Genomic DNA, 24,291 nt, shown 5'->3' with positions numbered 1-24,291 from the left:
CGTTCCCATACGCGTGCGTCTACGCGTCTACGCTGTGACGCCATGGACGCACTCGCCGGTCTGCTGGAGGGCCCCCGCGCGCGGGGCGCGTTCATGATCCGCGCCTGTTTCGACCCGCCGTGGGCCGTGCGTATCGAGGACCGGGCGCCGCTGACGGTGATGCTGATGGTCCGCGGTGACGCCTGGATCGTCCCGGACACGGGCGAGCGGCTGCGGCTGCGGGCCGGCGACCTCGCCATCGCGCGCGGCCCCGACCCGTACACCTGCGCCGACGACCCCGGCACCCCGCCGCAGGCGGTGATCCTTCCGGGCGGTGCGTGCAGCTACCCGGACGGACGCCCCCTCAACGGCTCGATGGACCTCGGCGTGCGCACCTGGGGCGACCGCCCCGACGGCGGCGCGGAACTGCTGATCGGCACCTACCTGGTCCGGGGCGAGATCGGCGGCCGGCTGCTGGACGCCCTGCCGCCGCTGCTGTCCCTCACCTCCGACCAGTGGGACTGCCCGCTCACACCCCTGCTGACGACGGAGGTCACGCGGGACGAACCGGGTCAGGAGGTCGTCCTGGACCGGCTCCTCGACCTGCTGGTCATCGCCGCTCTACGGGCCTGGTTCGCCGGTCCGCGGGCCGAGCCGCCCGCCTGGTACCGAGCGCTGGGCGACCCGGTCGTCGGCCGGGCGCTGCGGCTCATCCAGGACGACCCGGCGCACCCCTGGACGGTGGCGTCGCTCGCCGCCGAGGCAGGGGTCTCCCGCGCCGCGCTCGCCCGGCGCTTCACCGACCTGGTGGGCGAACCCCCGATGGGGTACCTCACCGGATGGCGCCTCGCTCTCGCCGCCGACCGGCTGCGCGACACCGAGGACACGCTCGGCGCGATCGCCCGCCAGGTCGGCTACGGGAGCGCGTTCGCCCTGTCCACGGCCTTCAAACGGGTGTACGGCATCAGCCCGCAGGAGCACCGGGCACCGGCGTAGCCTGGCAGGCGTGTACGCGGAACGGGCGTCCCGGCTGACCGGCGCGGTGGTGTGGACCAACACCCCGACCGCGCCCGGCGACCCGGGGCGCGTCCTGCCCGACGGCTGCATGGACCTGCTCTGGTACGACGGCCGGCTGCTCGTCGCGGGCCCCGACACCCGCGCCCACGTCACCGAGGGCGCCCCCGGCCCCTGGGCGGGCGTCCGCTTCTACCCCGGCACCGCGCCCGCCCTCCTCGGCATCCCCGCCCACGAACTGCGCGACCGGCGTGTCGCACTCGCCGACCTCTGGTCGGCCGCCCGGGTCCGGCGCCTGACCGCGCGGGTGAACGCGGCCCCCGACCCGGCGAGCGGCCTGGAGGAGGCGGCGCTGTCCCGGGCGGCCGACACCGGGCCCGCCGACCCGGTGCTGCGCCGGATCGTGACCGCCCTCGACGCCGGCCGCCCGGTGGCCGACACCGCCGACGAACTCGGCATCGGCGCCCGCCGGTTGCACCGCCGCTCACTGGCCGCCTTCGGCTACGGTCCCAAGACACTGGCCCGCGTACTGCGGTTGCAGCGCGCCCTCGCCCTGGCCCGCGCGGGCACGCCCCTCGCCGAGACGGCCGTCCGGTCCGGTTACGCGGACCAGGCCCATCTGACGCGGGACGTGCGGCAGTTGGCGGGCGTATCACCCGGGGAACTACTCGGCCGGCGTGGATAGCGGCGCGAACAGGTCGACGCCGTGGCCGTCCGGGTCGTTCACGACGGCGTACCGCTGCCCCCAGACGGCGTCCCAGGGCTTGTGCTCGCCGTGGCACCCGGCGCCGGTCAACTCCGCGTAGAGCGCGTCGACCTCGGCCGGCGTGTCGCACAGCAGGGCGAGCGAATGCCGTCCGCCCCCGGCGGGTGGCTGCCACCCGGGCATGAAGGAGCGGACGGTCTCCTCGGTGTCGAGCAGCAGCCGGATCCCGCCCGGCAGCTCGGCCTCGGCGTGCGGCTGGTCCCCGGCGCCCTCGGGGAACGCGAAACCGAGCCGGCGGTAGAAGGTCACGGACGCGGCCATGTCGGAGACGACGAGGCCGATGGCGTTGAATCGTGCGGTCATGAGGCCACCGTAGGCAGGGCCCGGCAGCCCGGTCTTGAAAGATTCGGACACGCGGGAAACGGGCCCGGAGGGGTGCCGAGAAGGCCCTTGCCTCAGAAGCCCCTCAAGTCACTTGAACCGCACAGGCCACGGCAACGACCATGGCCCCATGTTCGGACGCGGCAGACAACCGGAACTCAACGTACTCGTCCTGCGCGACGCGGACGTCATCGCCCACGGCATCCGTCAGGCGCTCGCCGAGGCGACGCCCGAGCAGCGGCCCGGTCTTGAGCACGCCGCCGCCGTGGTCGAGCGGGCCGCCGCGGCCTCCGACGCGGAGCTGCGCGCCCGCTGGGTCCACGAGCGCTTCGCCATGGCCGGTTACCAGGGCCCCGCGGACTCCGTACAGGCCGTCAAGATCCTCCGCGAGGCGGCACCCGGCCTCAGCCTGGTCTCGGCCGTCCAGCTGACGAAGGACGCCGCGGCACACCGCCCCTGACCCGGAGGCCCGTCGTCCCGTCCGCGCCGTCCAGGCCTCCCTCACGGCGGACCGAACGTCACCGGTCCCCGAGGCGTGTCCACCGTGCAGCACAGGCCCGTCGGACCGGCGGTGAGCGGGAGCGCCGTGCCGAGCGCGGACAGCGGCGGGCGGATCTCGGCGGGGTCGGGGGCGGTCGCGGTGAGGGCCAGCAGGGGAGTGACGGGCAGGCCCGCCGAGGGATGGGGCGTGCTGCCCCAGTCGATGAGGAAGGGCACCAGACCGGAAGGGTGGACGCCGTCGGTCAGGCGCCACTCCAGGAGCGTGCCGTCGGGTCGGCGGCGGCTCATCGGGCGTACCGCGCCGGGATCGTGACCGCGCGCCCGGGCCGCCGCCACCGCCGCGTCCAGGTCGGGCGGGCGGATTGCCCAGGACACGAACCGAGGGGCGGTGAGCCGCTCCAGCCATGCGGGGCGCGGGCCGTCCGGCGGGGGCCGATCCGGGTCGGGGCCGATGATCTCCAGGTAGCCGGTGCCGCCCAGCCCGACCAGGTGGTTGCGGGTGCCGAAGCCGAGGTGCGTGCCGCCGGGCGCGGGGGCGACACCGGTGCGCCGGGTGAAGTCGGCGACCGCCGCCGCGAGATCGGGGGTCGCCAGGACCAGGTGGTCCAGCAGGGCGGGAAGGGCGTTCATCGCGGCCGAGCGTAGGCGGCCCGACCTCGCTGTGGAACACCTGTGCGGCAGGATGGCCGCATGATTCGTCCCACGCGCGTCCTGCCGGTGCTGCTGCTGGCCCCGCTGCTGCTCACCGCCTGCGGCTCCGAGAAGGCGGACGCCGACCCCGCGGCCGGCCCCTCCGCAAGCGTGACCGAGGCCGCCGACCGGGGTGAACTCGACGCCCGCGCCCAGGCGCTGGGCGTGGCGCCCGAGTTGGTCTACGTCACCGAGGCTCCCGGTTTCACCCTGGCCCAGCAGTCCGTCGGCGTACTCGGTGACGACGGCTTCTCCGCCACCTGGGTCTCCCGCGAGACCGGCGCCCACCTGCGCCTCTCCGTCGACCGGGGCTCGATCACCGACGGCACCTGCCCCGAGCAGCCGGTCGGCGACATGTCCGGCGAGCGTACGACGTGCGAGCGCGACGGCGACGCCTGGTACCGCACCGGTGCCGGACGCCACGAGTACGCCGTGCCCGAGAAGGGCCATGTCGTGCGCGTCTCAGGCGAGGCGGACGCCGTACCGCGCGACGTTCTGCGCGAGGCAGCCCTGGCCGCCCACCGCCCCGACGCCTCCGAGGCCGCCGCCCTCCTGCCCTCCGCCGAACCCGCGCCCAGCACACCGGTGGAGCGCGGCGACCTGCCCTCCTTCGGCGACGGGGCACCCGACAACAACGTGGATGTGGGCGGCTGACCCGGTCCCACCGCCCGGTCCGGCCGTCTAGGGTCGGCGCCATGGCCCCCCGAGTGCTGAGGACGACTGGCCGTACTACGGCGAACTGCTCGGCGCCCGCTTCGACCGGCACCCCGCCCACCAGCCGGGCCGGGTGCTCGTCGAGGACCGCGACCATCCCGCGACCCGGGACCTGCCCGCCGTCTGGGAGTTCACGGACGAGTGGTACGACTTCCGCACCAACCCGCGCGGCGCGGTCCACGTCCTCGCCCGCGCCGACGAGTCGTCGTACGAGGGCGGCGGCATGGGCGACGACCATCCCCTGGTCTGGTGCCGCGACCAGGGCGCGGGCCGCGTCTTCTACACGGCCCTCGGCCACGCCGCCGACGCCTACACCGACCCGGACTTCCACGCCCATCTGCGGGGCGGCATCGACTGGGCGGCCCGCGCGGACCGGGTGCCCCGTCCCGGACGCCGGTGACACGAGTGCCGGGTTCTCGGCGGAACCCGGCGGACGGCCGAGCCGGGTTCGCTGCCGGCGAATCCCGCCTCCCGGCACGGGGCCGCCGACCTACCGTGGGCACATGATTTCACCGATCACGGGCACGGCCGCCGGCGTGCCGTTCACCGCGCTGCCCCCGGCCCACGACGACGGCGCCGCGCCGCTGATCGTCACCTGGCACATGCTGGACGCGCCGAGGTCGGACGCGGCGTTCGCCGCCGCGTTGCCGATGCACGGCCTGCCCGCGTGGCGGGTGCACCTCGGGATGCCGATGTGCGGGGCACGCATGGTCGACGGCAGCATGGACGCGGGCCTGGCGTTGATGCGCGAGGACGTCCTGATGTCCTATCTGCATCCGTTTGTTCGGCAGGCGGCCGAGGAGTTCCCGGACGCGCTGGCGTCGGTTCGTGCGCAGCTGCCGGTCGACGACGGCCCGATCGGCGTGCTCGGTGGGTCGCTGGGCGGAGCCGTCGCGCTGCGCATCCTCGCCGACACCGGGATTCCGGTCTTCGCCGGAGCCGTCGTCAACGCCGCCGTCCGGATGCGGTCCGTCGTCGACCTGTTCCCGGGCGAGTACCCGTATGACGCCGAGTCGGAGAAGACCGTCGACAGCCTTGACTTCCTCGCCAAAGCGGACGCCCTCGCCGGGCGCGCGCCGCTGCTGGTGGTCAGCGGCGAGTTGGACCACCCGGGGCTGCGCGCCGACGCATCGGACCTCGTCGACGCGCTGGGCGAGGGGTCCGAACTGCTGACGATCCCCGGACTGGCGCATCCGCTCGCCGAAGAGCCCGGCATCGAGCCCGCGCCGCAGCTGCCACCGGCCCGCGAGGTCGACGCCGGCCTCACCCGGTGGTTCCGGCGCCACCTCACGGATGCCGGTACGTCGTCCTGAACAGCCCGGCGCCGAGCCGTTGACTAGCTAGCTGAAGATCAAGAAGGCTATCGCTACCGTCATGCTCGTCGGCTCCGCCCTGATGGTCACGCCCGTGGCCAACGCGGCGATAAGCGACTGCAACAACAACATGTGCCTGTGGGGCAACAACGACTACCAGTGGATGCTCGATGAGCGTTACCACGGCAGCGGCACGCTCGTCAATCTGAGCGGCGACGAGGACAACGCGATGGACTCGTGGTCCAACGAGTCGGGCACCCACGAGGGCTGCATGTACGGCGCCAGGAACGGCACCGGCGACAGGCAGGGCATGGCTAAGGAAGCCAATGACAACAACGTCTCGCCGCTGAACAGCGACGAGGTCAGCTCGTGGCGAACCAGGTACGGCTGCTAAACCGCTCAGAGAGCAGAAGGGCTGACGGCATGACCGGAGCACCGCTGATCCAAACGCGCGACCTGTGTAAAGCCTACCGATCGGCAGTGGAAACGGTGTGGGCCGCACGGGAGGTGAACTTCACCGCCAGCGCGGGCGAGTTCGTCTGCGTGTACGGGGCGAGCGGCTCTGGGAAGTCGACCCTGCTGAACCTGCTGGCCGGCCTGGATGTCGCCGATACCGGTGACATCCAGGTCGCCGGTGTCGACGTCGGTGCGGCGGATGAGGCCCGGCGCGCGCGGCTGCGGTTGGATGCCGTCGGAGTGGTCTTCCAGCACCACCAGTTGGTGGAAGAGTTCACCGCCGCCGAGAACGTTGCGTTGCCGCTGGAGGCGCGCGGGGATACGTCCTCTGCTGCCCGTGCGGAGGCCGTCGCCCAATTGGCCCGCGTGGGCCTGGCCGGGCTGGAGGACCGACTTCCAGGTCAGCTGTCCGGCGGCCAGCGGCAGCGGGTGGGTATTGCCCGCGCGCTGGCCGGTGACCGCGCCGTGCTACTGGCGGACGAGCCGACAGGAGCGCTGGATTCGGCCGCTACGAGGGAGATGTTCACGCTGCTGCGGAAGTTGTCCGACGAGGGGGTGCTGGCAGTGGTCTGCTCCCATGATCCCCGCTGCCGGGAGTTCGCCGACTCGGTTTATGAGGTCGTCGACGGCCGCCTGGAACACCGCTGATGGCACGGCAGCCGAAGCAGGCCGACAAGGGCACATCGGTCCTGCCGCAGCCACGGCTCGCGGCACGGCTGGCATGGCGGCTGGGCCGGCGCCAGGGCCAATGGATCGGTGCCTCTTCAACGGTGTTCGTGGCGGGTCTGTTCACGATGGCCATGTTCATCGCGTTGTCGACGTTGTCACTCTCAGGTGCTCAGGAGGCCGATCGCGACTTGGGCCGTTTCGACGCTCTCGCGAGCGCTGAGATGACGCTTCCCCCCGGCAGTAAGACGCCGGCCCCAGCCATGTCCGGGGCGGCTCAGCAGGCCGGTGCGAACGAGTCCGCCGCCTTCCTCACCGCACTCGACGTGCAGCTCGCCGTCACTCCGGCACGGAACGTGACCCTGCTGGAGGGGCAGTGGACGCCCAACCCGTACCCAGATATGTACGAGTTGACGGCCGGGCACTGGCCGCAACAGCCGGGCGAGATCGTTGTGACCGACCCCGGGGACGTCAAAGCCGCGCCCGGCCAAACACTCACCGTGCTCGGTGACGTTCGGCTGCGCGTGGTGGGCGTCGCAGACAACCACTACGCGAACACCTCGGCCCTGCTCGCCGCGCCAGGCACGTGGAGCAGTCTGGACCCGAAACTCGCTGAGGGCTACCCCTCCCTGGCCGCACAGCCCTACCTGCTGTGGACCGGGGGCCCAGAACAAGCCGTCATGGACGCGGTAACGAAGACGCTCACGCCGTACAGCGATGGCTCCGGCTCACAGGAGGCCAAGGGCGGACCGGAACTTCTGCCCGGCCCGCCGATCCTTCGGGCACAGCTGGAGACCAAAGCAGCCGATTACTGGATCGAGAAGTCCCCCGCCGGATACACCATCCCCGCCGTTTTGGTCCCCATTGGCGCAGTGCTGCTGATGTTCGGGCTCGTCGACCGACGCCTGCGGCGCACCACGGAGACCATGGTCTCCTTGGGGCTGCGACCCGCCACGACGGTAACGGCCGTGAGCCTCGCCTGCGTGGCATGGTGCCTGGCGGCAGCTACCGCCGGTGCCGCCGCCGGAGTTGCCACCGGCTGGGCCCTACGACCTCTCCTGGCGTACCTGCAAGACCGGCCGGTGGGAGATGTCGAAGGAATGACAGACGCTGCTACGCAGCTCCTCGCTCTGGTCGCGGCAACCGGAGTGCTGACCGGCGCGGGACTGCTCCTGGCCCGCCGGACCCGCAGTGAGCAGCCTCACCCCACCACCACGTCACCGGCACACCAGCCGCAGGCGAAGAATCTCCGCAAGAAGAGTGCCGCGACGGTTGTCCGCGATGTCCGCCAGCTGGCCGCGCTGGGCGTCTGGTGCGTCTGCATGGTCTACACGGCGACACGCCTCGACACCCCGTCCGAGGGCATGTTCCTGACCGCCCTGATCACGGCCGCGGTGGTGCTGACGTTGCCGGAGTTCTTCGGACTCGCGACCCGTCTGCTCACGGAGCGTGACGCGCGCCGCAGGCTGGCCCGTCGTCAACTGCAGGCCGACCGACGGCGGGCACAGGCCGCCCTCGCCGTCCTTACCGTGATCATCGGCGCCAGCTTGGGCATGCTTGCCCTTCTCGACACTCTGATCCGCAGCAGCGAGAACACCGTGCAACCGGAGGTCCTGCCCGGCCAGGTACTACTGGCGCACCGGGCCAGCGGCGCCTTCGCACCACCCGAGCGGGTGCTCACCGTGCTCAAGGAGAGCAAAGTTCTCGAAGGCCTTCCCCAGGTGGAACTCCACCGCCTCTCGAAGGAGTCCGTGGACGAAACCGGCCCCGTCCCCAGCACAACTCGCCAAGGCAACGACGGCGGCATCCTAGCCGTCGACTCACCCGACGATGTCCCCGTCCTGACCGGCCGCCCCCTTACCGCCGACCAGCGTGCGCTGCTCAACCGCGGCGGCCTCCTGGTCTGGGCGGACCGCGACAACGCCCCGCCCCCCGAAGGACAGCCGACCCGGCTGGTGGTGGCTGAGGACGACCGCATCCTCAGCAAAACCCCTCCCCTGCCCTCCAAGCCGCTGGAACTGGCACGCACGGGCTGGCGTGCCGGCACGGACGGGATCCTTCTCGTCGACACCGCCCGCCGCCTCGACCTCCCCATCGCCGTGCGGGGCCCGATCATGGTCGCCGACGCCGACGACGGCCAGGACGCGCGCGTGCAACAGATTCTCCAGGACCACGCGATCGACGCGCGCGCCGCCTACATCCATGTCGAGCCAGAACCACCGGTCCCGGATACAGCGCTCTACATCTCCGCCGCGGCCTTGGCTCTGCTTGCGCTCACCACCGTCCTCACCGCGCTCCGCGGCCAGACCCGAGCACTGAAGACCTACATCGACAGCCTCATCGCGCTCGGCATCCCGCCATCCTGGGGCCGCCACATCATCCTTTGGCAGTACGCCGTGCTTCTGGGAACCGCCACTCTCCTCGGGCTCTTCATCGCCATCGTCCCGACCGTGGCTCTGGCCACCCAGATCCCCGACTTCCAGCTCAGCATTCCCTGGGGACAGATGAGCCTGCTCCTCGCCACTCTCGCCCTGGCCTCCGCACTCGCCGCAACCCGATCGACGCTCGCTCTACGCCGGTAGGGGCAGCGCCGTCCATCATGAATCGTTCTCAGGGTGAGCGAAGCGACCACCGGCCCGGCGGACCCATGCGGTCACAGCAGTAGCCGGTGCCGCGCCGACGTGGGCCCGGGGCAGCTCGTCCCCCGTGGAATCGTCGTCCTGGTGCGGTAGCGCACCAGGACGACCCGCGCGAGCAGCCACTGCATAGCCACGCGATCGTGGGGGACAGGTCAGCCGTGATGCAGACCATCTGCGATCGGCGCCAGTCGACGACTCCGCGTCCTCCCCGCCCTGTGTCCTGCATGGAGGCGCCGAACACACCGCAGAGCCTGCTCAACTTCTCGACGCAGATATTCCCCTTCTCGCCCCTATGGGCGTATTGACCACAACACCCACGACAAGTGTCCGTTGCTACACCAAAGACCCAAAGGCGGTGGCGTTCATAGACGGTCTTCCAGGGGCCGTACTTCTCGGGAAGATCCCGCCATTGCACGCCGGTCCGCACCCGGTGCAGAATCCCGTCGGTCACCTGCCGGTGATCCCGCCATCGGCCACAACGGCCGTTGCTCACCGGCAGGAACGGCCGCAACCGTTCCCACTCGGCATCCGTCAGATCGCCCCGCCCCATGCCCGCAACAACGGCCCAGGCACGGGACGGTCACATGATCGCCCGGACAGCTCCTAGTCCAGGCGGGCATCGCCCCGCTCTGTGCCGCCCCTACGCCCGCCGTCGAGCCCTGACGGACGGTCGCCGGCCGTTACTCCTCGAAGTCGGCGACGGTGTCGAGACCGGCGTGCCGCAGGGTCCTGTGAACCGCTGGGCGGGCCCCGCGGACGGTGATGGTGGCCGGTTCCGGGGCCCGGGTGACCGCGCGCAGCAGCGCGTACGCGCAGGCCAGGTCGATATGGTGCAGGTCGCTCATCTCCAGCGTCCACGCGCCCGGCTCCCGCAGACGGTGGTCGAGGAGGAGTTCCTCCAGTACTTGCAGCGCGTGGGAGTCCAGGTCGCCGGAGAAGGCCAGCACGGCATGCCGCCTGTCGGCCTCTGCGATCCTCACGGGTGCGGACTGGCCGGGGCGATGAGGGTCGACGGTCACGACGGCCTCCTCAGCAGCACATAGCGGGCGTACGTGGCTTCCATTGTCCCCCAGCGGCGTCGGACCGGACGTACGGAACGGACACCGGAACAGATCACCGCAGATCACCGGAATAGATCCTCGTGCCCCGGCGCTCTGGCATGAGCAGTGCATCAGTGCGGCGAAGGGCTGGTGAGCGCGTGATGGCAGGCCAGGCGAACCCCGTGGTCAGTACGCCGCACGGGGCCGTACGCGGCAGATACGAGCACGGCATCGCCGTCTTCCGGGGCATCCCGTACGCCGCGCCCCCCTTCGGCCCCCGCCGGTTCCGGCCGCCTGCGCCGCCCGAGCCCTGGGACGGCGTCCGCGACGCGGGCTCCTTTGGCCCCACGGCGCCCAAACCGCCGTACTCCGAGGCCTTCGCCCAGTACCTCTCCGACCCGACGATCCCCGGCGACGACTGCCTCAACCTCAACGTCTGGACCCCCGAGCCGGGCCCCGGCGCCCGTCTGCCGGTCCTGGTGTGGCTGCACGGCGGCGCCCTCACCAGGGGCTCTTCCGCCGTACCCGTCTACGACGGCCACACCTTCGCCCGGGACGGCGTGGTCTGCGTGTCGATCAACTACAGGCTGGGCGTCGAGGGCTACGGACTGTTCCCGGACGCCTCCGCCAACGCCGGCCTGCGCGACCAGCTCGCCGCCCTGAAGTGGGTGCACGAGTCGATCGCGGCCTTCGGCGGCGACCCCGGCCGGGTCACCCTCGCCGGGCAGTCCGCCGGAGCCATCAGCACCGGCGCCCTCCTCGCCGCCCCGCAGGCCCAGGGGCTGTTCCGGCGGGCCGTGCTGCAGAGCGGCGCCCCGGAAGCCGCCGACCGCGACAAGGTACGGCGGATGGTCCGCCGGATGGCGACCCGCCTCAAGATCCCCGCCACCGCCGAGGCCTTCGCCGCCGCCGACCGCGACCAGCTACTGCGCGCCCAGGCCGAGGTGGGCAGGCTCAGCAGCCCCGTACTCGGTGGACCTGCCTTCGGCATCGTCGTCGACGGGGACGTGCTTCCCCGCGATCCGCTGGAGGCGCTCGTCGAGGGCGGGGCCGCACCCGGCGTCGACCTGATGATGGGCTGGACCCGGGACGAGTACCGGCTGTGGCTGGTACCCGGCAGCCTCCTCGAACGCGTCGACCGGCTCGGCGCCGTCGCCCTCGCCGGTGCGCGCGCCCGCGTGCACTGCGGCAACGAGGTCGTACGCGGCTACCGCGCGGTGCACGCCGGTGCCGCCGAGACCGTCGGTCAGTTGGTCACCGACCACCTGCTCCGCATCCCGATGCACCGCCTGGCCGACGCCCGGCCGGGATCGTCGTACGTCTACGAGTTCGCCTGGCCGTCCGGACTGCCCGACCTCGGCGCCTGCCACGCCCTGGAACTGGGCTTCGTCTTCGACTCCGGGGACACGCCGGATTCGCGCAGGCTCGCGGGCGAGGGTGCTCCGCAGGAGCTGGCCGACGCGATGCACGGGGCGTGGGTGCGGTTCGCGGAGTGCGGGGACCCGGGGTGGACGGCGTGGGACGCCACGCATCCCGTGCGGGTCTTCGGCGACGGCGGCGCCCCGCACACGGCGTACGGGCCGCGCGACGCCGAGTTCGACCTGTGGCAGGCCGACGTCACCATGCGAGGAATGCGGTCCAGGCGGCTGGTGCGACGGTGACGGTGTCTCCGGCGGTTGTTTTGGAGTCGCGGATGTGGATGGCGGTGGGGGCGGTGGCTACTTCTACGCAGTTGCCGCCTTCGCTTCCGCTGTAGCTGGACTTGCGCCACTCGTAGGCGACTTCGATGCAGTTGCCGCCGTCGCTGCCGCTGTAGCTCGACTTGAACCATCGAAGTGCGGTGCTGCTCATTGGTCTCCTAGCAGACGGTCCAGCAGATCCCTCGTGTCTTCGGGGTTGAGGGCCTGTGACCGCAGCATCGCACACCTCTGAGTGAGGATCGCCACCTCATCGGGATTGGCGATCAGTTGGCTGCCGCGCTGGGTCTCCGTGTACGCGAGTCGCTGGTGTTCGGGAGTCTCCAGGAGGACGAAGGGGCCGTCCAGAGCTGCATGAGCTGTGCGGCCAAGTGGCAGGATCTGCAAGGTGAGATCGGGGAACTCGGAGTGCTCCCGCAGGTGCCTCAATTGGTCGAAGTACACTTGGTCGCCGCCCAAACGGTCGCGCAGAACTGCCTCCCAGATGACGAAGCAGGCAATCGGCGGCTCTTGGCGGGTGAAGATCGCCTGGCGCTCGGTGCGTGCGGACACGTGCCGCTCGGTCTCGGCCTCGCTGAGCTTGGGGACGCGGCTGTGGAATACCGCTCGTGCGTACGCGTTCGTCTGCAAGAGACCCGGCAGCACCTGGTTCTCGTACGACGAGATCGCGATGGCCTCCCGCTCCCTGTCCAGGAACTCCTCCGCCCACAACGGAACCAGATCCACCTCCGGCATCTTGCTCAAAGCAATCGACAACGCCCCCTTGGTCCCCAGCAGTTCATCAAGCTGCTCGGCGAGGTCCGGCTTCAGTGGGCGTCTGCCCTGCTCGATCGAGGCGATCTGCTGCTCGCCGATGACGAACCGCTCGCCCAGCGACCTCTGCGTGTGCCCGGCGGCCTGGCGGTAGAGGGCGAGCAGCGCCCCCACCATCTTCATCGCGGAGGCGTTCCTCCGTGTCGTCGTGCCCATGAGGTCGGACTCCCCACCCGCGCGCGTACGTTCACCGTCGCGCACCCGTACAGACCGGCTGTACGGTCATGCGCTCTGTCTCATCATGACCACGGAGCGTGACCCTCGTCACGTGAACACCGAAACTCAACCCCCGTCCCCACGCGAGCGTTTCTACCGCCGGGAGCGCCGGTCCGTCCCCGCCGCACGGGCGTTCGCACGTGAGGCGCTCGCCGCTTGGGGTGTGCGCGAGCGCGCGGACGACGTCGTGCTGTGCGTCAGCGAACTGGCCACCAACGCCCTGCTGCACGGCGTTCCACCCGGCCGGGGCTTCCTGCTGCGGCTGCTGCCCTGCGGGGACGGCGTCCGCGTCGAGGTGCACGACAGTGGGGACGGCGTACTGGCGGTGCCGCAGACGGACGTAAGGGAGCCCGGAGAGGGCGGGCGCGGGCTGCTGCTCGTGTCGGAGCTGGCGGACAAGTGGGGCGTGGGGGAGCGGGACCCCGGCAAGGTCGTGTGGTGCGAGGTGGGTGTCGCGTAGCTGGTCCGCCCTACGATGAGCCCATGAAGCGACGTTCAGCCGGACGCTGGCTCGAAGTTGTCGGTATCGGTCACGGGATCCTCGGGGCGGTGGCCTACCGCGACGTGTTCACCGACATGGCGCGCGGACAGCTCCTCGACTCCGTCCCCGAGCGGGGCGACCGGGCCGCCGCCTTCTGGTTCATGGCCGCCGCGCCCGCCCTGTGGATGGGCGGCCGGCTGCTGCGGTCGGCGGAGAAACACGAGGACATCCCGGCCCAGCGTGCGGCGGGCGTCGTGCTCGCGGCCGTCGGTGTGACGGGCACCGTGGCGATGCCCAAGAGCGGTTTTCCCGCCCTGGTGGGGATCGGGGGCCTCCTGCTGCGCAGGTCGCTGCGCGGCTGAAGGGACCGTCACGCCGACGTCGGCGTCGACGCGATCGACGTGATCGCGTCCGGCCCCACCCGGCAGCACCCGCCGACCAGCCGGGCCCCGGCCGCACGCCAGTCCCGTACCCGCTCGGGGGCGAACGAGGAACTCCCCCGCCACGCCCGCGCCTTCGCGTCCCACGCCTCCCCGCTGTTGGGGTAGACGACGACCGGCTTGCCGGTGACCCGGGCGGCGGTCTCGACCGCGCCCACCACGTCCTCGGGGGCGCAGCAGTTCACACCCACCGCGATCACCTCCTCCGCGTCCGCCGCCAGGGCGAAGGCCTCCTCCAACGGCTGACCGGCGCGGGTCCGGTCGCCCGCGACGGTGTACGACAGCCAGGCCGGCACGCCCAGTCCGCGCACCGCCCGCAGCAGTGCCGCCGCCTCGTCGGTGTCGGGGACGGTCTCCAGCGCGAGCACGTCGGGACCGGCGGCGGCCAGGGCCTCCAGGCGCGGCCGGTGGAAGCGCTCCAGTTCACCGGCGCCCAGCCCGTACCTGCCGTGGTACTCGGAGCCGTCCGCGAGCATCGCCCCGTACGGGCCGGCCGACGCGGCCACCCACAGCGGACGGGTCGCCCGTGCCCGGCGGGCGGCGTCGCGGGCCAGCTCGACGCTGCGAGTGAGTAGTTCGGCGGCCTGCTCCCGTCCGATGCCGCGCCGGGCGAAGCCCTCGAAGGTGGCCTGGTAGCTGGAGGTGATCGCCACGTCCGCGCCGGCCTCGAAGTAGGCGAGATGCGCCTCGGTGATCGCGCCGGGATCCTCGGCGAGCAGCCGGGCCGACCACAGTTCGTCGCTCAGGTCGTACCCGGCCGACTCCAACTGGTTGGACATCCCGCCGTCGAGCACGAGCGGGCGGCCGGATGCGAGGGCGTCGGCGAAGTCGCTGGTCATGACACGAGGCTAGCCAGTCCGACCGCGGCCCCCGGAGATCTTGTCCCCCGTGCGAGCTACGGCGAGGTGTCCACCGTGAGGTGACGATCTCCGGCCGCCGGATCCGTAGCGTCCAAGGCAGTCCGCGGCACTTGGGCCACGGCCCCGAACGCCCTCAAGTACGACCACGGCAGCCGGACCTCGGTCCTGGTGCGCCATGGCGAAAGGGAGATCACCGTGGAGGTCGGCACGGACGGGTCCGGATCGCGGGCCGCGTCGCCCGGCGGCAGCGGGCGGGGCCTGGCCGGGCTGCGCGAGCGGGTCGACGTCCTCGGTGGCGACTTCAGCGCGGACCGCCGGGCGGGCGGCGGCTTCGTCGTCCGGGCCCGGATACCCGGGAGCCCGTCGTGAGCGCGCCGGTCCGCGTCCTGATCTGCGACGACCAGGTACTGATCCGCACCGGGCTGGCGACGATCATCGGCGCCCAGCCCGACCTGGAGGTGGCGGGCGAGTGCGGGGACGGACAGGCGGCGGTCGACCTGGCCGGCCGACTGCGCCCGGACGTCGTGGTGATGGACGTACGCATGCCGGTGCTGGACGGCATCGAGGCCACCCGCCTGCTGGCCGGTGCCGGGGTGCGGCACCCCGTGAAGGTGCTCGTGGTGACGACGTTCAACCTGGACGAGTACGTCTACGAGGCGCTGCGCGCGGGGGCGAGCGGCTTCCTGCTCAAGGACGCACCGCCGGACCGGCTGCTGCACGGCATCCGGACCGTGGCCATGGGCGCGGCACTGCTGGACCCGGAGGTGACGCGCCGGCTCGTGGGCCGATACGCCGCCCGGATCCGGCCCGCCGAGGGCGCCGCGCGGGACATCCCCCTCACCCCCCGTGAGCTGGAGGTGCTCCGCCTCATCGCGGACGGCCTGTCCAACAGCGAGATCGCCGCGGCCCTGGTGATCAGCCACGAGACCGTCAAGACCTTCGTCTCCCGCATCCTCACGAAACTCGATCTCCGCGACCGGGTCCAGGCGGTCGTCTACGCCTACCGCCACGGCCTGGTGACCTGACGCACCGCGCGGGGCAACGGCGTCCGACCCGTTGACCTCTCCATGTCACACCCTTACCTTTTCGACGTTCGTAATCACAGATGGCGTTCGATATGACGAACCAGTCGTGTCGCGCGCCCTGTCGAGAGGCAGCCCGTATGAGCCGCGCCGACGATCAGCCCGTTCAGCCCGTCCAGCCCGTCCAGCCCGTCCAGCCCGTTCAGCTCGCCCGGCCGCCCGCCGTCCCCGGCCGACGCCTGCTGCTGAAGGGTGCCGCGGCCGCGGGAGCCCTGGCGGCCGTCCCCGCCGTCGCATCCGCCGCCCCCGGCAAGGCGGCGGCCCCGTACGCGAACCCGCTCGTCCGCAACCGCGCCGACCCGCACATCCGCCGGCACACCGACGGCTTCTACTACTTCACGGCGACCGCCCCCGAGTACGACCGCATCATCCTGCGCCGCTCCCGCACATTGAACGGCTTCGCGACCGCCCACGAGTCCGTCATCTGGCGCAAGCACGCCACCGGCGACATGGGCGCGCACATCTGGGCGCCGGAGATGCACCGCGTCGGCGGCAAGTGGTACGTCTACTTCGCCGCCGCGCCCGCCGAGCGCGTCTGGGACATCCGTATCTGGGTCCTGGAGAACTCCCACCCCAACCCCTTCCGGGGCACCTGGGTGGAGCGGGGCCGGGTGAAGACGGCCTGGGAGACCTTCTCCCTGGACGCCACCACCTTCACCCACCGCGGCACCCGCTATCTCGCCTGGGCCCAGTACGAGCCCGGCATGGACAACAACACCGCCCTGTGGCTGTCCGAGATGGCGAACCCCTGGACGCTGAAGGGCCCGCAGATACGGCTCTCCACGCCCGAGTACGACTGGGAGTGCGTCGGCTTCAAGGTCAACGAGGGCGCGTCGGTCATCGCCCGCAACGGCCGCCTGTTCATGACGTACTCGGCCAGCGCCACCGACGCCAACTACTGCATGGGCCTGCTGACCGCCGACGCGGACGCCGACCTGATGGACCCGGCGAACTGGTCGAAGTCGCCGACCCCCGTCTTCACGAGCAACGACACCACCGGTCAGTACGGTCCCGGCCACAACTGCTTCACCGTCGACCGGGACGGCCGCACCGACGTCCTCGTCTACCACGCCCGCCAGTACAAGGAGATCGACGGCGACCCGCTGAACGACCCCAACCGGCACACCCGCATCCAGCGGCTGAGATGGAACGCGGACGGCACGCCGGACTTCGGCGTCCCGGTCGCCGACACGGCGAGGGGGCGGGCGTGAGACCCGCCGCCGGGGCTCAGTTCTGCAGCCGGCTCCGCATCTGCGAAAGACGCCGGTCGAGACGGCGGTTCTGCCACACCATGAACGCCATGAAGGCGACCGCCAGGGCGAGCATCATGGCGCCCGCGGTCGCCGACCCGGTGCCGAAGGCCAGGGCCGCCGTACCGAAGAAGAGGACCGTCAGGAGCGGGAACGCCCACCAGCGGTTGCGCCGCAGCCGCTCCTGACGCGAGTCGACCAGCGCGGCCATGGCCTGCCGCCGCTCCGGGTCCCGGGGCGGCGGCCCGCCCTTGAGGATCTGCCGCTCCATGGCGGGCACGTCGTCCGGTTCCGTACCGACCGCGTCGGCGTCGCGCACGCGTCGGCGGCGCACCCACCAGACGAGGAAGACGGCGACCGGAACCGCACCCAGCAGCGCCGAAGGCCACGCCGACACTCCGCCCATGAGGATCCTGACCCCGGCGCCCACCACCAGGGCGATCACACCGATGCCCCACAGGCTGTCCTGCCACCGCAGCCGCCGACGGCCGTCACTTCTCTCTTCGCTCATCACGTAACCCCTCGAATGTGGAAGAACGGTGAGGACCGGATACCCGCATGCGCCGGGAACACTTCGGTCGGCACCGAAGCAACCGGCCCATAGCGTGCGGGACATGAGCGACACGAACACCGCCACCGCCACCGCCACCGTCACGCCCGCCGACGCCGTCACCGGCATGGTCGACCACGTCCTGGCCCTGGCCGCCACCTGGACCCACTGGGACGGGCGGCCCGCGCACGTCGACGACCGTGTCTACACCCCGCAGAAGGCGATCCGGCGCGTCGCCGACCACATGGTCGACCATCTCGCGGAGCTGGAGGCGCGGTTGGCCGGAGAGGAGACGCAGCCCGACCACTGGCACGCCTCCATGGTCACCACGGACGCGGACCGCGCCCCCTTCACCCAGGAGGACCTCGACGAGGCCCGCAGCCGCCTCACCCGGCTCGCCCGGATCTGGGCCAACCGCCTCGACGCGCTCACCGACGAGCAGCTCGACCACTCGCCCGGCGAGGGCTGGAGCTTCCGCGAACTCGCCGTGCACCTCACGGAGTCCGTGTACTACGCCGACGCGGTGGGTGACCTGTCGTGACCGCCTTCGCCGACCTCCACCGCGCCGGTGAGCCCCTGCTGCTGCCGTGCGCCTGGGACCACGCCTCCGCGCTCGCCCTCGCCGGGCAGGGCTTCCGGGCGGTCGGCACGACCAGCCTGGGCGCCGCGGCGGCGGGCGGGCTGCCCGACGGGGCGTCGGCGACCCGCGACGAGACGCTGCGGCTGGCCCTCGCCCTCGGTTCGGAGCCGTTCCTGCTGACCGTCGACGCGGAGGACGGCTTCAGCGACGACCCCGACGAGGTGGGGGAGTTCGCGCGGCAGCTGGCGGCGGTCGGAGCCGTCGGCGTCAACCTGGAGGACGCCCTCGGACCCGCCGACCGGCACGCGGCGAAGATCACCGCGGTCAGGTCGGCGGCTCCCGGCCTGTTCGTCAACGCCCGCACGGACACGTACTGGCTCGGGGGTCACGGCGACGACGGTGACGGCAACGGTGACGGCGAGGGCCGCGTCGCGGAGACGATGCGGCGCCTCGACGCCTACCGCGAGGCCGGCGCGGACGGCGTCTTCGTCCCCGGGCTCACCGACCCCGGCCGGATCGCGGCCCTCGTCACCCGCTACGACGTCCCGCTCAACATCCTCTACTCGCCCACCGGCCCCGCCCTCCCGCACTTCGCCGACCTCGGCGTGGGCCGGGTCAGCCTCGGCTCGCTGCTGTATCGGCGGGCACTGGGCGCCGCCCTGGAGGCGGCGGCCGACATCGGGGCGGGCCGGCAAGTGCGGGGCGCGGCACCGACGTACGACGAGGTGCGGGCACTGAGCCGGGGGTGCGCGGACCCTGGATAGGGTCAGGGCATGTCGAACGAGTATCCAGCCGCACCGGGTTCCGACGGGCAGCCGCCCACCGGTCACCAGGGCGGCCCGTACGGCCCTCCACCCGGGGCCACTCCTCCGGGCACCCACCCCGCACCGCCCGCCCCCGGCGCCCCCGGCGCCCCGGGCGCCCCGGGAGGACCCGGCGCGCCCGGCGGATACGCCGCGCCCGGCGGGTACGGCGGCCCGGCCCCATACAGCGCCCCAGCCCCGTACAGCGCCCCAGCCCCGTACGGCGCCCCGACCCCGTACGGCGCCCCGGGCTCCTACGGTGCACCTGGCGGCTATGGCGCCCCCGGCGCGTACGGCGGCGCTCCCGGCGGCTACGCGGGCGCCCCGTACCCCTACGCACCGGTGCCGCCGGCGACCATGCCGGGCAGTGTGCGCGCCGCGCAGATCCTGATCTGGGTGATGGCGGGGCTGGTGATGCTGGTCGTGGTCATCTGGGGAGCCGGTGTCGGCGCGGAGGACGCGGGCCGGCTCTTCGCCACGAATCTGATGGGCTGGGTGCTGTTCGTCCTCGCCTTCAGGTACGGCACGGGCGGCAACGGTGTGCGGGTCGCGTCCATCGTGCTGGCGAGCGTGCAGATCGTGATGTCGCTCGGCGGGATCGCTCAGGGCAACGGGGGCGGCGGACTCCCGCTGTTCGGCGCGATCGCCATCGTGGTCCTGCTCAATCAGAGTGCCGCGGCGCAGTGGTTCAAGCGCCCGCGCGCGGGCGGGCTGCCGTACGGTCAGTGACCGCGGGGGCCTTCCGGCTCCCGGGGCCAGTTCTCCAGCGCCACGTGCAGGGCGTCGACGGCCTTGTCCCAGGACGACTGTACGTCGCGCGGGGCGCCGAAGCCGCCGGCTGCCTCCAGGGCGCAGTAGCCGTGGAAGGTGCTGCGCAGCAGGCGTACCGCGTCGGTCAGGTCGGGTTCGGTCAGGCCGTAGGCGCGGAGCATGCCGTAGGTGATCTCGGCGGTGCGGCGCAGGGCGGGGGAGTCGGCGACGAGGGACTGGTCGACGCGGATCCGGGTCGCGGCGTAGCGGCCGGGATGGCGTAGGGCGTACGCCCGGTAGGCGCCCGCGAAGGCGGCCAGCGCCTCCCTCCCGGCCCGGCCGGCCACCGCCGCCGCGATCTCGTCGATCAGCTCGCCGCCGGCCAGCAACGCGACCCGGACGCGCAGGTCCTGGAGGTTTTTGACGTGCGTGTAGAGGCTGGCGTCCTTCACCCCGAAGTGCCGGGCGAGCGCCGAGACGGTGACGCTCTCGAACCCGGTCTCGTCGGCGAGGTCGGCGGCGGCGGCGACGACGCGGTCGGTTGTAAGACCCGCTCGGGGCATGGGCCACCTTCCGGCTTCCTAGGACTCCTAGGTTTCATGCTAGGGCAGGCCGGGCGGCAGGCGTGGCTCACCTTCGAGTCGTTAAACGTTCATCTTCTGCCTCGATTCTCCTCACAGCCGCGCACGGCGGCGGTATCCAGGAGGACTTCATGGGGCACGGCCACGGTCACGAGCACACGCACGGCCATCTCCACCACGGACACGCACACACGCACGACCACGACCACGAGGCCGCGCGGCCCCTGCCCGCCGCCTTCGACACCAGCGTTCCCGACGAGGCCCTGAGCCCCGAACAGCAGTCGCGCCGCGGCCTGCTGCGCCGCGCCGGCCTGCTCGGCGCCGGACTCGCCGCCGGCACCGTCCTCGCCCAGACCGCGACCGCCGCCCCCGCCCAGGCAGCGGGCAACGGCCGCCGTAAGAAGGGCTTCCTCTGGCTGGCCGGCGACCACCACATCCACACCCAGTACAGCAGCGACGGCAAGTACCGCGTCGTAGACCAGGTCCGCCAGGGCGCCCGGCACGGCATGGACTGGCTGGTCATCACCGACCACGGCAGCGTCACCCACGCCAAGATCGGTGTGGAGAAGGTCAACCCGGACATCCGCGAGGCCCGCGACGCCCACGAGGACACCCTCGTCTTCCAGGGCCTGGAGTGGAACATCCCGGCCGCCGAGCACGGCACGGTCTTCGTCCACCCCGGCAGGAACGAGGTCTCCGTCCTCAAGCAGTTCGAGACCGGCTACGACGGCAGCGTCAAGGGCGCCGGCGACTCCACGCCCGCCAACGAGGCCCTCGCCGTGGCCGGCCTCTCCTTCCTCGCCGACCAGGTGAAGCGGCGCAAAATCAAGGACGCCCTGATGCTCGCCAACCACCCGGCGCGCAAGGGCATCGACTCCCCGCACGAGATCCGCGCCTGGCGCGACGCCACCTCCCGGCACCACCAGATCGCCGTCGGCTTCGAGGGCGCCCCCGGCCACCAGGCGGCGGGCCTGCCCGAGCCGCTCGGCATGGGCCGCGCCCGCGGCATCTACGACGGCAGCCCCGGCGCCAACTCCTTCCCCGGCTACCCGCTGGAGAGCTACCGCACCTGGGGCGGCTTCGACTGGATGACCGCCACCGTCGGCGGCCTGTGGGACAGCCTCATCGCCGAGGGCCGCCCCTGGTGGATCACCGCCAACTCCGACTCCCACCAGGTGTACGCAGACACCGCGGCCCGTGGCGGCGGCGACTTCAACGCCAACGGCCGCTACGACGACCCCGTCTACGCCGGGCAGATCGACGTCACGCAGGGCGACTTCTGGCCCGGCCAGTACAGCCGCACCCACGTCGGCTCCGACGGCTTCTCCTACGGCGCCGTCATGGACGGCATCCGCGCCGGACGCATCTGGGTGGACCACGGCCGGCTGATCAGCGGCCTCGACGTCCGCGTCTCCGGCGGCGGCCGCTGGGCCACGCTCGGCGGCGCCCTGCACGTCCGCAAGGGCACGCGGGTCACCCTGTCGATGGACGTGGCCCTGGCCGGCGGCCCCAACTGGGCCGGATTCACCCCGAAACTGGCCCGGGTCGACGTCATCCAGGGCGACGTGACCGGCACGGTCGCCGACAAGGACACCTTCACCGCGCCGACGGCCAGGGTCGTCAAGTCGTACGAGGTGAACAAGGACACCGGCACCGTCCGCCTCACCTACGACCTCGGCCGCGTCGACCACCCCGTCTACCTCCGCACCCGCGGCACCGACGGCAACCGGTCCGCCATAGGCGCCCTGGGCGCGAAGGTCGACCCGGCGGGCCCTGCCATCGACGTCGTCGGCGACGCCGACCCGTGGCGCGACCTGTGGTTCTACTCCAACCCGGTGTGGATCCTGCCGTCGTGACGCCGACCGCCGCCACGTCGTACGCCTCCGCGCCGTACGCCATCGGCATCGGCATCGACACCGACGCGACGACGCTGCGTGAGGCCGATCACCTGCTCCAGGCGCTCGCGACCGAACTCGACGTCCCCGAGGGCGTCTTCGGCTGCACGCACCTGGTGCGGGACGGCCGTCCGCGCGTCGCCCTGTCGCTCGCGACGGAGGCCGTGGCGGCGGAGCCGGTCCTGCGCACCGCCCGGGACCGGCTCACCGCCCAGGGGTACGACGTCCGCGACGGCGCCCCGGACGAGGTCGGCCGCGCCGTCCTCTACCCGGGCGCGGGCGCCCTCACCGGCACGCTGACGCTCGCGGAGCTGCTCGCACGCTCCGCGATCGACCGGGTGACGGTACTGGGCACGCCGGACGAACCGGACCCGGACATGCGGCTGGTGACCCGGGAACACGTCCGCCCCCAGTGGCAGGACGGCCGCCTCGTCCTGGCCGCCATGCCCGCCGCGGGCGGCACCCTGGTGCCGTTCGAGGACCCCGACCCGACGCCGTGCTGCGCGGACCACTGACACGTCCGTAAGGTGGTCGCCGACCGGACAGGGGCGGGGCGGGGGGCGACCGGTATGCGAGGGCGACGGCGGACGGCGACGGCCCGATGACCCACGAGGCACGGGACACCGGACGCGCCGCCGGCCGTTCCCCCAGGGACCCGCGCCCCGTGTGGCGGCAACGGGACTTCGGCGTCTTCTGGGCCGCGCAGACCCTCTCCGTCCTCGGTGACTCCTTCGCCCTGATCGCCCTGCCCCTGCTGGTGCTGGAGGCCACGGGGTCGATCGCGCGGATGGGGCTGCTCACGGCCGTCGGCGGCGCGGCCGCGGTCCTGGCGGCCGTGTTCGCCGGGGCCGTGGTCGACCGGGTGGACCGCCGCAAGCTGCTCATCGGCTGCGATCTGGTGCGGATGGTCGTCTACGGGCTGGTGCCCGTCGTCTGGCTGTTCGGCCCGCAGGTCTGGCTGCTCTACGTCGTGCTGCCGCTGTGCGAGGCCGTCGGCATGCTGTTCGCCGTCGGCTACGTCACCGTCGTGCGCGGCCTGGTCGGCACCGAACAGCTCACCGAGGCCAACGGACGCCTCAACGCCACCGCCGCCGCGGCCGGCGTGCTGGGACCGCTGTGCGCGGGAGTGGTGGCCGGCTGGTCGGGGCCGGCGACCGCCATCGGCGTGGACGCGGCCAGCTTCGGCGTCTCGGCCGCCTGCGTCGCCTTCGTCCGCTTCCGGTCCCGCCCCGCCGACGACGCCCCGGCCACCGGGAAGCGGCCCGGCCTGTGGCAGGACCTGCGCACCGGAGTCGCCTTCCTGTACGGGCATCCGGTGCTGCGCTCGCTCACCGTGCTGCTGTGCGGGTTCAGTTTCCTCACCCTCGGCCTGAACGACCTGGTCATCTACCACCTCAAGCACGACCTGGGCCGCGACGACGGCACGGTCGGCACCGTCATGGCGGTCGGCGCGCTGGGCACCATCACCGGGGCGCTGCTGGTGGCACGCGCGCGCCGCGCGCTCGGCTTCGGCCGGACCTGGACCGGAGCGGTCGCGGTGTGCGGGCTGGCCTTCGCCGGTCTCGGCTGGGTGAGCGAGGTGCCCGCCGTCGCCGTGCTGAGCGCCGTCTTCCTCGCCTGCGTCGGCATGGCGGGCACCTGCTCGATGTCCCTGCGCCAGGAGGTGACGCCGGAGCACCTGCTCGGCCGGGTGACCTCCGCCTTCTGGACCCTCCAGTACTCGGTGGCACCCATCGGCGCGGCCGTCCTCACCTGGGCGGCGGAACGGCGCGGCACCACGCCGGTCGCCCTCGCGGCGGGCGCCTGCTGCGTCCTCATCGCGGCCGCCGCACTACTCACCCCGATCCGCCGAGCGGGCCGAACCTAGCCCAGCCCGTCCGGCCGCGCCGTCCGGTCCCGCCGTCCCGTCCGGCCGCGCCGCCCGGCCCGGCCGCCTGGTCCGGCCGTCCGGTCCAGCCCGTCCGGTCCCGCCGTCCGGCCCAGCCCGTCCGGTCCCGCCGTCCGGCTCCGCCGTCTCGTCCGGTCCCGTGCCGTCTCGTCCGGTCCCGTGCCGTCTCGTCCGGTCCCGTGCCGTCTCGTCCGGTCCCGTGCCGTCTCGTCCGGTCCCGTGCCGTTCCGGCCGGTCCCGTGCCGTTCCGGCCGGTCCCGTGCCGTTCCGGCCGGTCCCGTGCCGTTCCGGCCGGTCCCGTGCCGT

27 protein-coding genes and 4 pseudogenes are annotated in these 24,291 nt (G+C 72.5%); 21 read left to right on the top strand and 10 right to left on the bottom strand.

Going from position 1 to position 24,291, the window contains the following annotated elements:
• Positions 1-42: 42 nt before the first annotated feature.
• Entirely contained in the window at positions 43-975 is a 933-nt protein-coding gene (locus ACFCZF_RS17140; RefSeq protein ID WP_376672339.1) for an AraC family transcriptional regulator, read from the top strand.
• Between the two features lie 10 nt (positions 976-985).
• Entirely contained in the window at positions 986-1,678 is a 693-nt protein-coding gene (locus tag ACFCZF_RS17135) for a helix-turn-helix domain-containing protein (RefSeq protein ID WP_376672338.1), read from the top strand.
• Here the strand turns inward: ACFCZF_RS17135 and ACFCZF_RS17130 are convergent.
• A complete protein-coding gene (locus ACFCZF_RS17130; RefSeq protein ID WP_375912107.1) occupies positions 1,658-2,062 on the bottom strand; it encodes a VOC family protein in 405 nt (134 codons plus the stop codon). The genes ACFCZF_RS17135 and ACFCZF_RS17130 overlap by 21 nt on opposite strands.
• A 148-nt stretch (positions 2,063-2,210) precedes the next feature.
• On the opposite strand from ACFCZF_RS17130, the gene ACFCZF_RS17125 reads away from it, so the two are divergent.
• Entirely contained in the window at positions 2,211-2,540 is a 330-nt protein-coding gene (locus ACFCZF_RS17125) for a hypothetical protein (protein ID WP_375912110.1), read from the top strand.
• Positions 2,541-2,581: 41 nt separating this feature from the next.
• Here the strand turns inward: ACFCZF_RS17125 and ACFCZF_RS17120 are convergent, their stop codons facing one another.
• Positions 2,582-3,211 carry a VOC family protein gene (locus ACFCZF_RS17120; protein ID WP_376672337.1) on the bottom strand — a complete coding sequence of 210 codons (630 nt, stop codon included), beginning with the start codon at positions 3,209-3,211 and terminating at the stop codon, positions 2,582-2,584.
• A 60-nt stretch (positions 3,212-3,271) separates the two neighbouring features.
• Between ACFCZF_RS17120 and ACFCZF_RS17115 the strand changes: the two genes are divergently transcribed.
• The 6 genes and pseudogenes from ACFCZF_RS17115 (at position 3,272) to ACFCZF_RS17090 (ending at position 9,002) form a co-directional block, all read left to right on the top strand.
• Positions 3,272-3,925: a hypothetical protein gene (locus ACFCZF_RS17115; RefSeq protein ID WP_376672336.1), complete on the top strand. Its 654-nt coding sequence runs from the start codon at positions 3,272-3,274 to the stop codon at positions 3,923-3,925.
• Positions 3,926-3,983: 58 nt separating this feature from the next.
• Positions 3,984-4,385, top strand: a pseudogene (locus ACFCZF_RS17110) (ThuA domain-containing protein); the annotation flags it as partial.
• 103 nt (positions 4,386-4,488) lie between these two features.
• Entirely contained in the window at positions 4,489-5,298 is an 810-nt protein-coding gene (locus ACFCZF_RS17105; protein WP_376672335.1) for an alpha/beta hydrolase family protein, read from the top strand.
• Positions 5,299-5,359: 61 nt separating this feature from the next.
• Entirely contained in the window at positions 5,360-5,692 is a 333-nt protein-coding gene (locus tag ACFCZF_RS17100) for a hypothetical protein (RefSeq protein WP_376672334.1), read from the top strand.
• A gap of 29 nt (positions 5,693-5,721) precedes the next feature.
• The gene (locus ACFCZF_RS17095) at positions 5,722-6,402 is read left to right on the top strand and encodes an ABC transporter ATP-binding protein (RefSeq protein ID WP_345592514.1); all 681 of its coding nucleotides are present in this window, start codon (positions 5,722-5,724) and stop codon (positions 6,400-6,402) included.
• Positions 6,402-9,002 carry a hypothetical protein gene (locus ACFCZF_RS17090; protein WP_376672333.1) on the top strand — a complete coding sequence of 867 codons (2,601 nt, stop codon included), beginning with the start codon at positions 6,402-6,404 and terminating at the stop codon, positions 9,000-9,002. Before ACFCZF_RS17095 ends, ACFCZF_RS17090 begins: the two co-directional genes overlap by 1 nt.
• A gap of 403 nt (positions 9,003-9,405) precedes the next feature.
• Here the strand turns inward: ACFCZF_RS17090 and ACFCZF_RS17085 are convergent.
• Together ACFCZF_RS17085 and ACFCZF_RS17080 are read right to left on the bottom strand one after the other, a co-directional pair.
• Positions 9,406-9,609: pseudogene (locus ACFCZF_RS17085) on the bottom strand (transposase); the annotation flags it as partial.
• Positions 9,610-9,739: 130 nt separating this feature from the next.
• On the bottom strand, positions 9,740-10,078 hold the full coding sequence (locus ACFCZF_RS17080; protein WP_376672332.1) for an STAS domain-containing protein: 339 nt from the start codon (positions 10,076-10,078) through the stop codon (positions 9,740-9,742).
• Positions 10,079-10,260: 182 nt separating this feature from the next.
• Between ACFCZF_RS17080 and ACFCZF_RS17075 the strand changes: the two genes are divergently transcribed.
• Entirely contained in the window at positions 10,261-11,760 is a 1,500-nt protein-coding gene (locus tag ACFCZF_RS17075; protein WP_376672331.1) for a carboxylesterase/lipase family protein, read from the top strand.
• On the opposite strand, the gene ACFCZF_RS17070 is transcribed toward ACFCZF_RS17075, so the two are convergent.
• The gene (locus ACFCZF_RS17070; RefSeq protein WP_376672330.1) at positions 11,717-11,950 is read right to left on the bottom strand and encodes a DUF397 domain-containing protein; all 234 of its coding nucleotides are present in this window, start codon (positions 11,948-11,950) and stop codon (positions 11,717-11,719) included. The two genes, ACFCZF_RS17075 and ACFCZF_RS17070, sit on opposite strands and share 44 nt — an antisense overlap.
• Positions 11,947-12,765, bottom strand: coding sequence for a helix-turn-helix domain-containing protein (locus ACFCZF_RS17065; RefSeq protein ID WP_376672329.1), 819 nt, complete (start codon positions 12,763-12,765; stop codon positions 11,947-11,949). The genes ACFCZF_RS17070 and ACFCZF_RS17065 overlap by 4 nt, the downstream gene beginning before the upstream one ends.
• Positions 12,766-12,877: 112 nt before the next feature.
• Here ACFCZF_RS17065 and ACFCZF_RS17060 point away from each other — a divergent pair, with 112 nt between their 5' ends.
• Positions 12,878-13,285, top strand: coding sequence for an ATP-binding protein (locus ACFCZF_RS17060; RefSeq protein ID WP_376672328.1), 408 nt, complete (start codon positions 12,878-12,880; stop codon positions 13,283-13,285).
• 23 nt (positions 13,286-13,308) lie between these two features.
• Positions 13,309-13,668, top strand: a complete 360-nt coding sequence (locus ACFCZF_RS17055; RefSeq protein ID WP_376672327.1) for a DUF6463 family protein — start codon at positions 13,309-13,311, stop codon at positions 13,666-13,668.
• A gap of 8 nt (positions 13,669-13,676) precedes the next feature.
• Here ACFCZF_RS17055 and mmuM read toward each other — a convergent pair whose 3' ends face one another.
• Positions 13,677-14,585, bottom strand: a complete 909-nt coding sequence (gene mmuM, locus ACFCZF_RS17050; protein ID WP_376672326.1) for a homocysteine S-methyltransferase — start codon at positions 14,583-14,585, stop codon at positions 13,677-13,679.
• A gap of 144 nt (positions 14,586-14,729) precedes the next feature.
• Here mmuM and ACFCZF_RS17045 point away from each other — a divergent pair.
• The 3 genes and pseudogenes from ACFCZF_RS17045 to ACFCZF_RS17035 form a co-directional block, all read left to right on the top strand.
• Positions 14,730-14,975: pseudogene (locus ACFCZF_RS17045) on the top strand (ATP-binding protein); the annotation flags it as partial.
• Positions 14,972-15,631, top strand: coding sequence for a response regulator (locus ACFCZF_RS17040; protein ID WP_375912164.1), 660 nt, complete (start codon positions 14,972-14,974; stop codon positions 15,629-15,631). The pseudogene ACFCZF_RS17045 and the gene ACFCZF_RS17040, both read left to right, overlap by 4 nt.
• 137 nt (positions 15,632-15,768) lie before the next feature.
• Entirely contained in the window at positions 15,769-16,899 is a 1,131-nt protein-coding gene (locus ACFCZF_RS17035) for a family 43 glycosylhydrolase (protein WP_376672325.1), read from the top strand.
• 16 nt (positions 16,900-16,915) lie between these two features.
• On the opposite strand, the gene ACFCZF_RS17030 is transcribed toward ACFCZF_RS17035, so the two are convergent.
• Positions 16,916-17,449, bottom strand: a complete 534-nt coding sequence (locus tag ACFCZF_RS17030) for a hypothetical protein (protein WP_375912170.1) — start codon at positions 17,447-17,449, stop codon at positions 16,916-16,918.
• Between the two features lie 103 nt (positions 17,450-17,552).
• On the opposite strand from ACFCZF_RS17030, the gene ACFCZF_RS17025 reads away from it, so the two are divergent.
• The 3 genes from ACFCZF_RS17025 to ACFCZF_RS17015 are packed head-to-tail and all read left to right on the top strand — an operon-like array spanning position 17,553 to position 19,600.
• Complete coding sequence (locus ACFCZF_RS17025) at positions 17,553-18,029, top strand: hypothetical protein (protein ID WP_376672324.1); 477 nt, start codon at positions 17,553-17,555, stop codon at positions 18,027-18,029.
• A complete protein-coding gene (locus ACFCZF_RS17020) occupies positions 18,026-18,832 on the top strand; it encodes an isocitrate lyase/phosphoenolpyruvate mutase family protein (protein ID WP_376672323.1) in 807 nt (268 codons plus the stop codon). The genes ACFCZF_RS17025 and ACFCZF_RS17020 overlap by 4 nt, the downstream gene beginning before the upstream one ends.
• A 9-nt stretch (positions 18,833-18,841) precedes the next feature.
• Positions 18,842-19,600, top strand: coding sequence for a hypothetical protein (locus ACFCZF_RS17015; RefSeq protein ID WP_376672322.1), 759 nt, complete (start codon positions 18,842-18,844; stop codon positions 19,598-19,600).
• On the opposite strand, the gene ACFCZF_RS17010 is transcribed toward ACFCZF_RS17015, so the two are convergent.
• Positions 19,594-20,184, bottom strand: a complete 591-nt coding sequence (locus ACFCZF_RS17010; protein ID WP_376672321.1) for a TetR-like C-terminal domain-containing protein — start codon at positions 20,182-20,184, stop codon at positions 19,594-19,596. The genes ACFCZF_RS17015 and ACFCZF_RS17010 overlap by 7 nt on opposite strands.
• Before the next feature lie 149 nt (positions 20,185-20,333).
• Here ACFCZF_RS17010 and ACFCZF_RS17005 point away from each other — a divergent pair, with 149 nt between their 5' ends.
• The 3 genes from ACFCZF_RS17005 to ACFCZF_RS16995 all read left to right on the top strand — a co-directional run bounded on the left by ACFCZF_RS17005 (position 20,334) and on the right by ACFCZF_RS16995 (position 23,964).
• A complete protein-coding gene (locus ACFCZF_RS17005) occupies positions 20,334-22,058 on the top strand; it encodes a PHP domain-containing protein (RefSeq protein WP_376672320.1) in 1,725 nt (574 codons plus the stop codon).
• Complete coding sequence (locus tag ACFCZF_RS17000) at positions 22,055-22,612, top strand: hypothetical protein (RefSeq protein WP_376672319.1); 558 nt, start codon at positions 22,055-22,057, stop codon at positions 22,610-22,612. The genes ACFCZF_RS17005 and ACFCZF_RS17000 overlap by 4 nt, the downstream gene beginning before the upstream one ends.
• Before the next feature lie 86 nt (positions 22,613-22,698).
• On the top strand, positions 22,699-23,964 hold the full coding sequence (locus ACFCZF_RS16995) for an MFS transporter (protein WP_376672318.1): 1,266 nt from the start codon (positions 22,699-22,701) through the stop codon (positions 23,962-23,964).
• Here ACFCZF_RS16995 and ACFCZF_RS16990 read toward each other — a convergent pair.
• Positions 23,961-24,291: pseudogene (locus ACFCZF_RS16990) on the bottom strand (hypothetical protein); the annotation flags it as partial. The gene ACFCZF_RS16995 and the pseudogene ACFCZF_RS16990 sit on opposite strands and share 4 nt — an antisense overlap.

It is taken from the genome of Streptomyces sp. NPDC056296, from assembly GCF_042268605.1.
Lineage (GTDB): Bacteria > Actinomycetota > Actinomycetes > Streptomycetales > Streptomycetaceae > Streptomyces.
Note: the sequence above shows the minus strand (reverse complement) of the source record. Positions and strands in the feature narration are given on the sequence as shown.

Coding starts and splice junctions, on each gene's coding strand:
- ACFCZF_RS17030 (WP_375912170.1), bottom strand. CDS start 17,449: ATGAGCGAAGAGAGAAGTGACGGCCGTCGGCGGCTGCGGTGGCAGGAC.
- ACFCZF_RS16995 (WP_376672318.1), top strand. CDS start 22,699: ATGACCCACGAGGCACGGGACACCGGACGCGCCGCCGGCCGTTCCCCC.
- ACFCZF_RS17010 (WP_376672321.1), bottom strand. CDS start 20,184: ATGCCCCGAGCGGGTCTTACAACCGACCGCGTCGTCGCCGCCGCCGCC.
- ACFCZF_RS17055 (WP_376672327.1), top strand. CDS start 13,309: ATGAAGCGACGTTCAGCCGGACGCTGGCTCGAAGTTGTCGGTATCGGT.
- ACFCZF_RS17035 (WP_376672325.1), top strand. CDS start 15,769: ATGAGCCGCGCCGACGATCAGCCCGTTCAGCCCGTCCAGCCCGTCCAG.
- ACFCZF_RS17115 (WP_376672336.1), top strand. CDS start 3,272: ATGATTCGTCCCACGCGCGTCCTGCCGGTGCTGCTGCTGGCCCCGCTG.
- ACFCZF_RS17015 (WP_376672322.1), top strand. CDS start 18,842: ATGTCGAACGAGTATCCAGCCGCACCGGGTTCCGACGGGCAGCCGCCC.
- ACFCZF_RS17105 (WP_376672335.1), top strand. CDS start 4,489: ATGATTTCACCGATCACGGGCACGGCCGCCGGCGTGCCGTTCACCGCG.
- ACFCZF_RS17025 (WP_376672324.1), top strand. CDS start 17,553: ATGAGCGACACGAACACCGCCACCGCCACCGCCACCGTCACGCCCGCC.
- mmuM (WP_376672326.1), bottom strand. CDS start 14,585: ATGACCAGCGACTTCGCCGACGCCCTCGCATCCGGCCGCCCGCTCGTG.
- ACFCZF_RS17095 (WP_345592514.1), top strand. CDS start 5,722: ATGACCGGAGCACCGCTGATCCAAACGCGCGACCTGTGTAAAGCCTAC.
- ACFCZF_RS17075 (WP_376672331.1), top strand. CDS start 10,261: ATGGCAGGCCAGGCGAACCCCGTGGTCAGTACGCCGCACGGGGCCGTA.
- ACFCZF_RS17090 (WP_376672333.1), top strand. CDS start 6,402: ATGGCACGGCAGCCGAAGCAGGCCGACAAGGGCACATCGGTCCTGCCG.
- ACFCZF_RS17120 (WP_376672337.1), bottom strand. CDS start 3,211: ATGAACGCCCTTCCCGCCCTGCTGGACCACCTGGTCCTGGCGACCCCC.
- ACFCZF_RS17070 (WP_376672330.1), bottom strand. CDS start 11,950: ATGAGCAGCACCGCACTTCGATGGTTCAAGTCGAGCTACAGCGGCAGC.
- ACFCZF_RS17125 (WP_375912110.1), top strand. CDS start 2,211: ATGTTCGGACGCGGCAGACAACCGGAACTCAACGTACTCGTCCTGCGC.
- ACFCZF_RS17065 (WP_376672329.1), bottom strand. CDS start 12,765: ATGGGCACGACGACACGGAGGAACGCCTCCGCGATGAAGATGGTGGGG.
- ACFCZF_RS17130 (WP_375912107.1), bottom strand. CDS start 2,062: ATGACCGCACGATTCAACGCCATCGGCCTCGTCGTCTCCGACATGGCC.
- ACFCZF_RS17140 (WP_376672339.1), top strand. CDS start 43: ATGGACGCACTCGCCGGTCTGCTGGAGGGCCCCCGCGCGCGGGGCGCG.
- ACFCZF_RS17005 (WP_376672320.1), top strand. CDS start 20,334: ATGGGGCACGGCCACGGTCACGAGCACACGCACGGCCATCTCCACCAC.
- ACFCZF_RS17100 (WP_376672334.1), top strand. CDS start 5,360: ATGCTCGTCGGCTCCGCCCTGATGGTCACGCCCGTGGCCAACGCGGCG.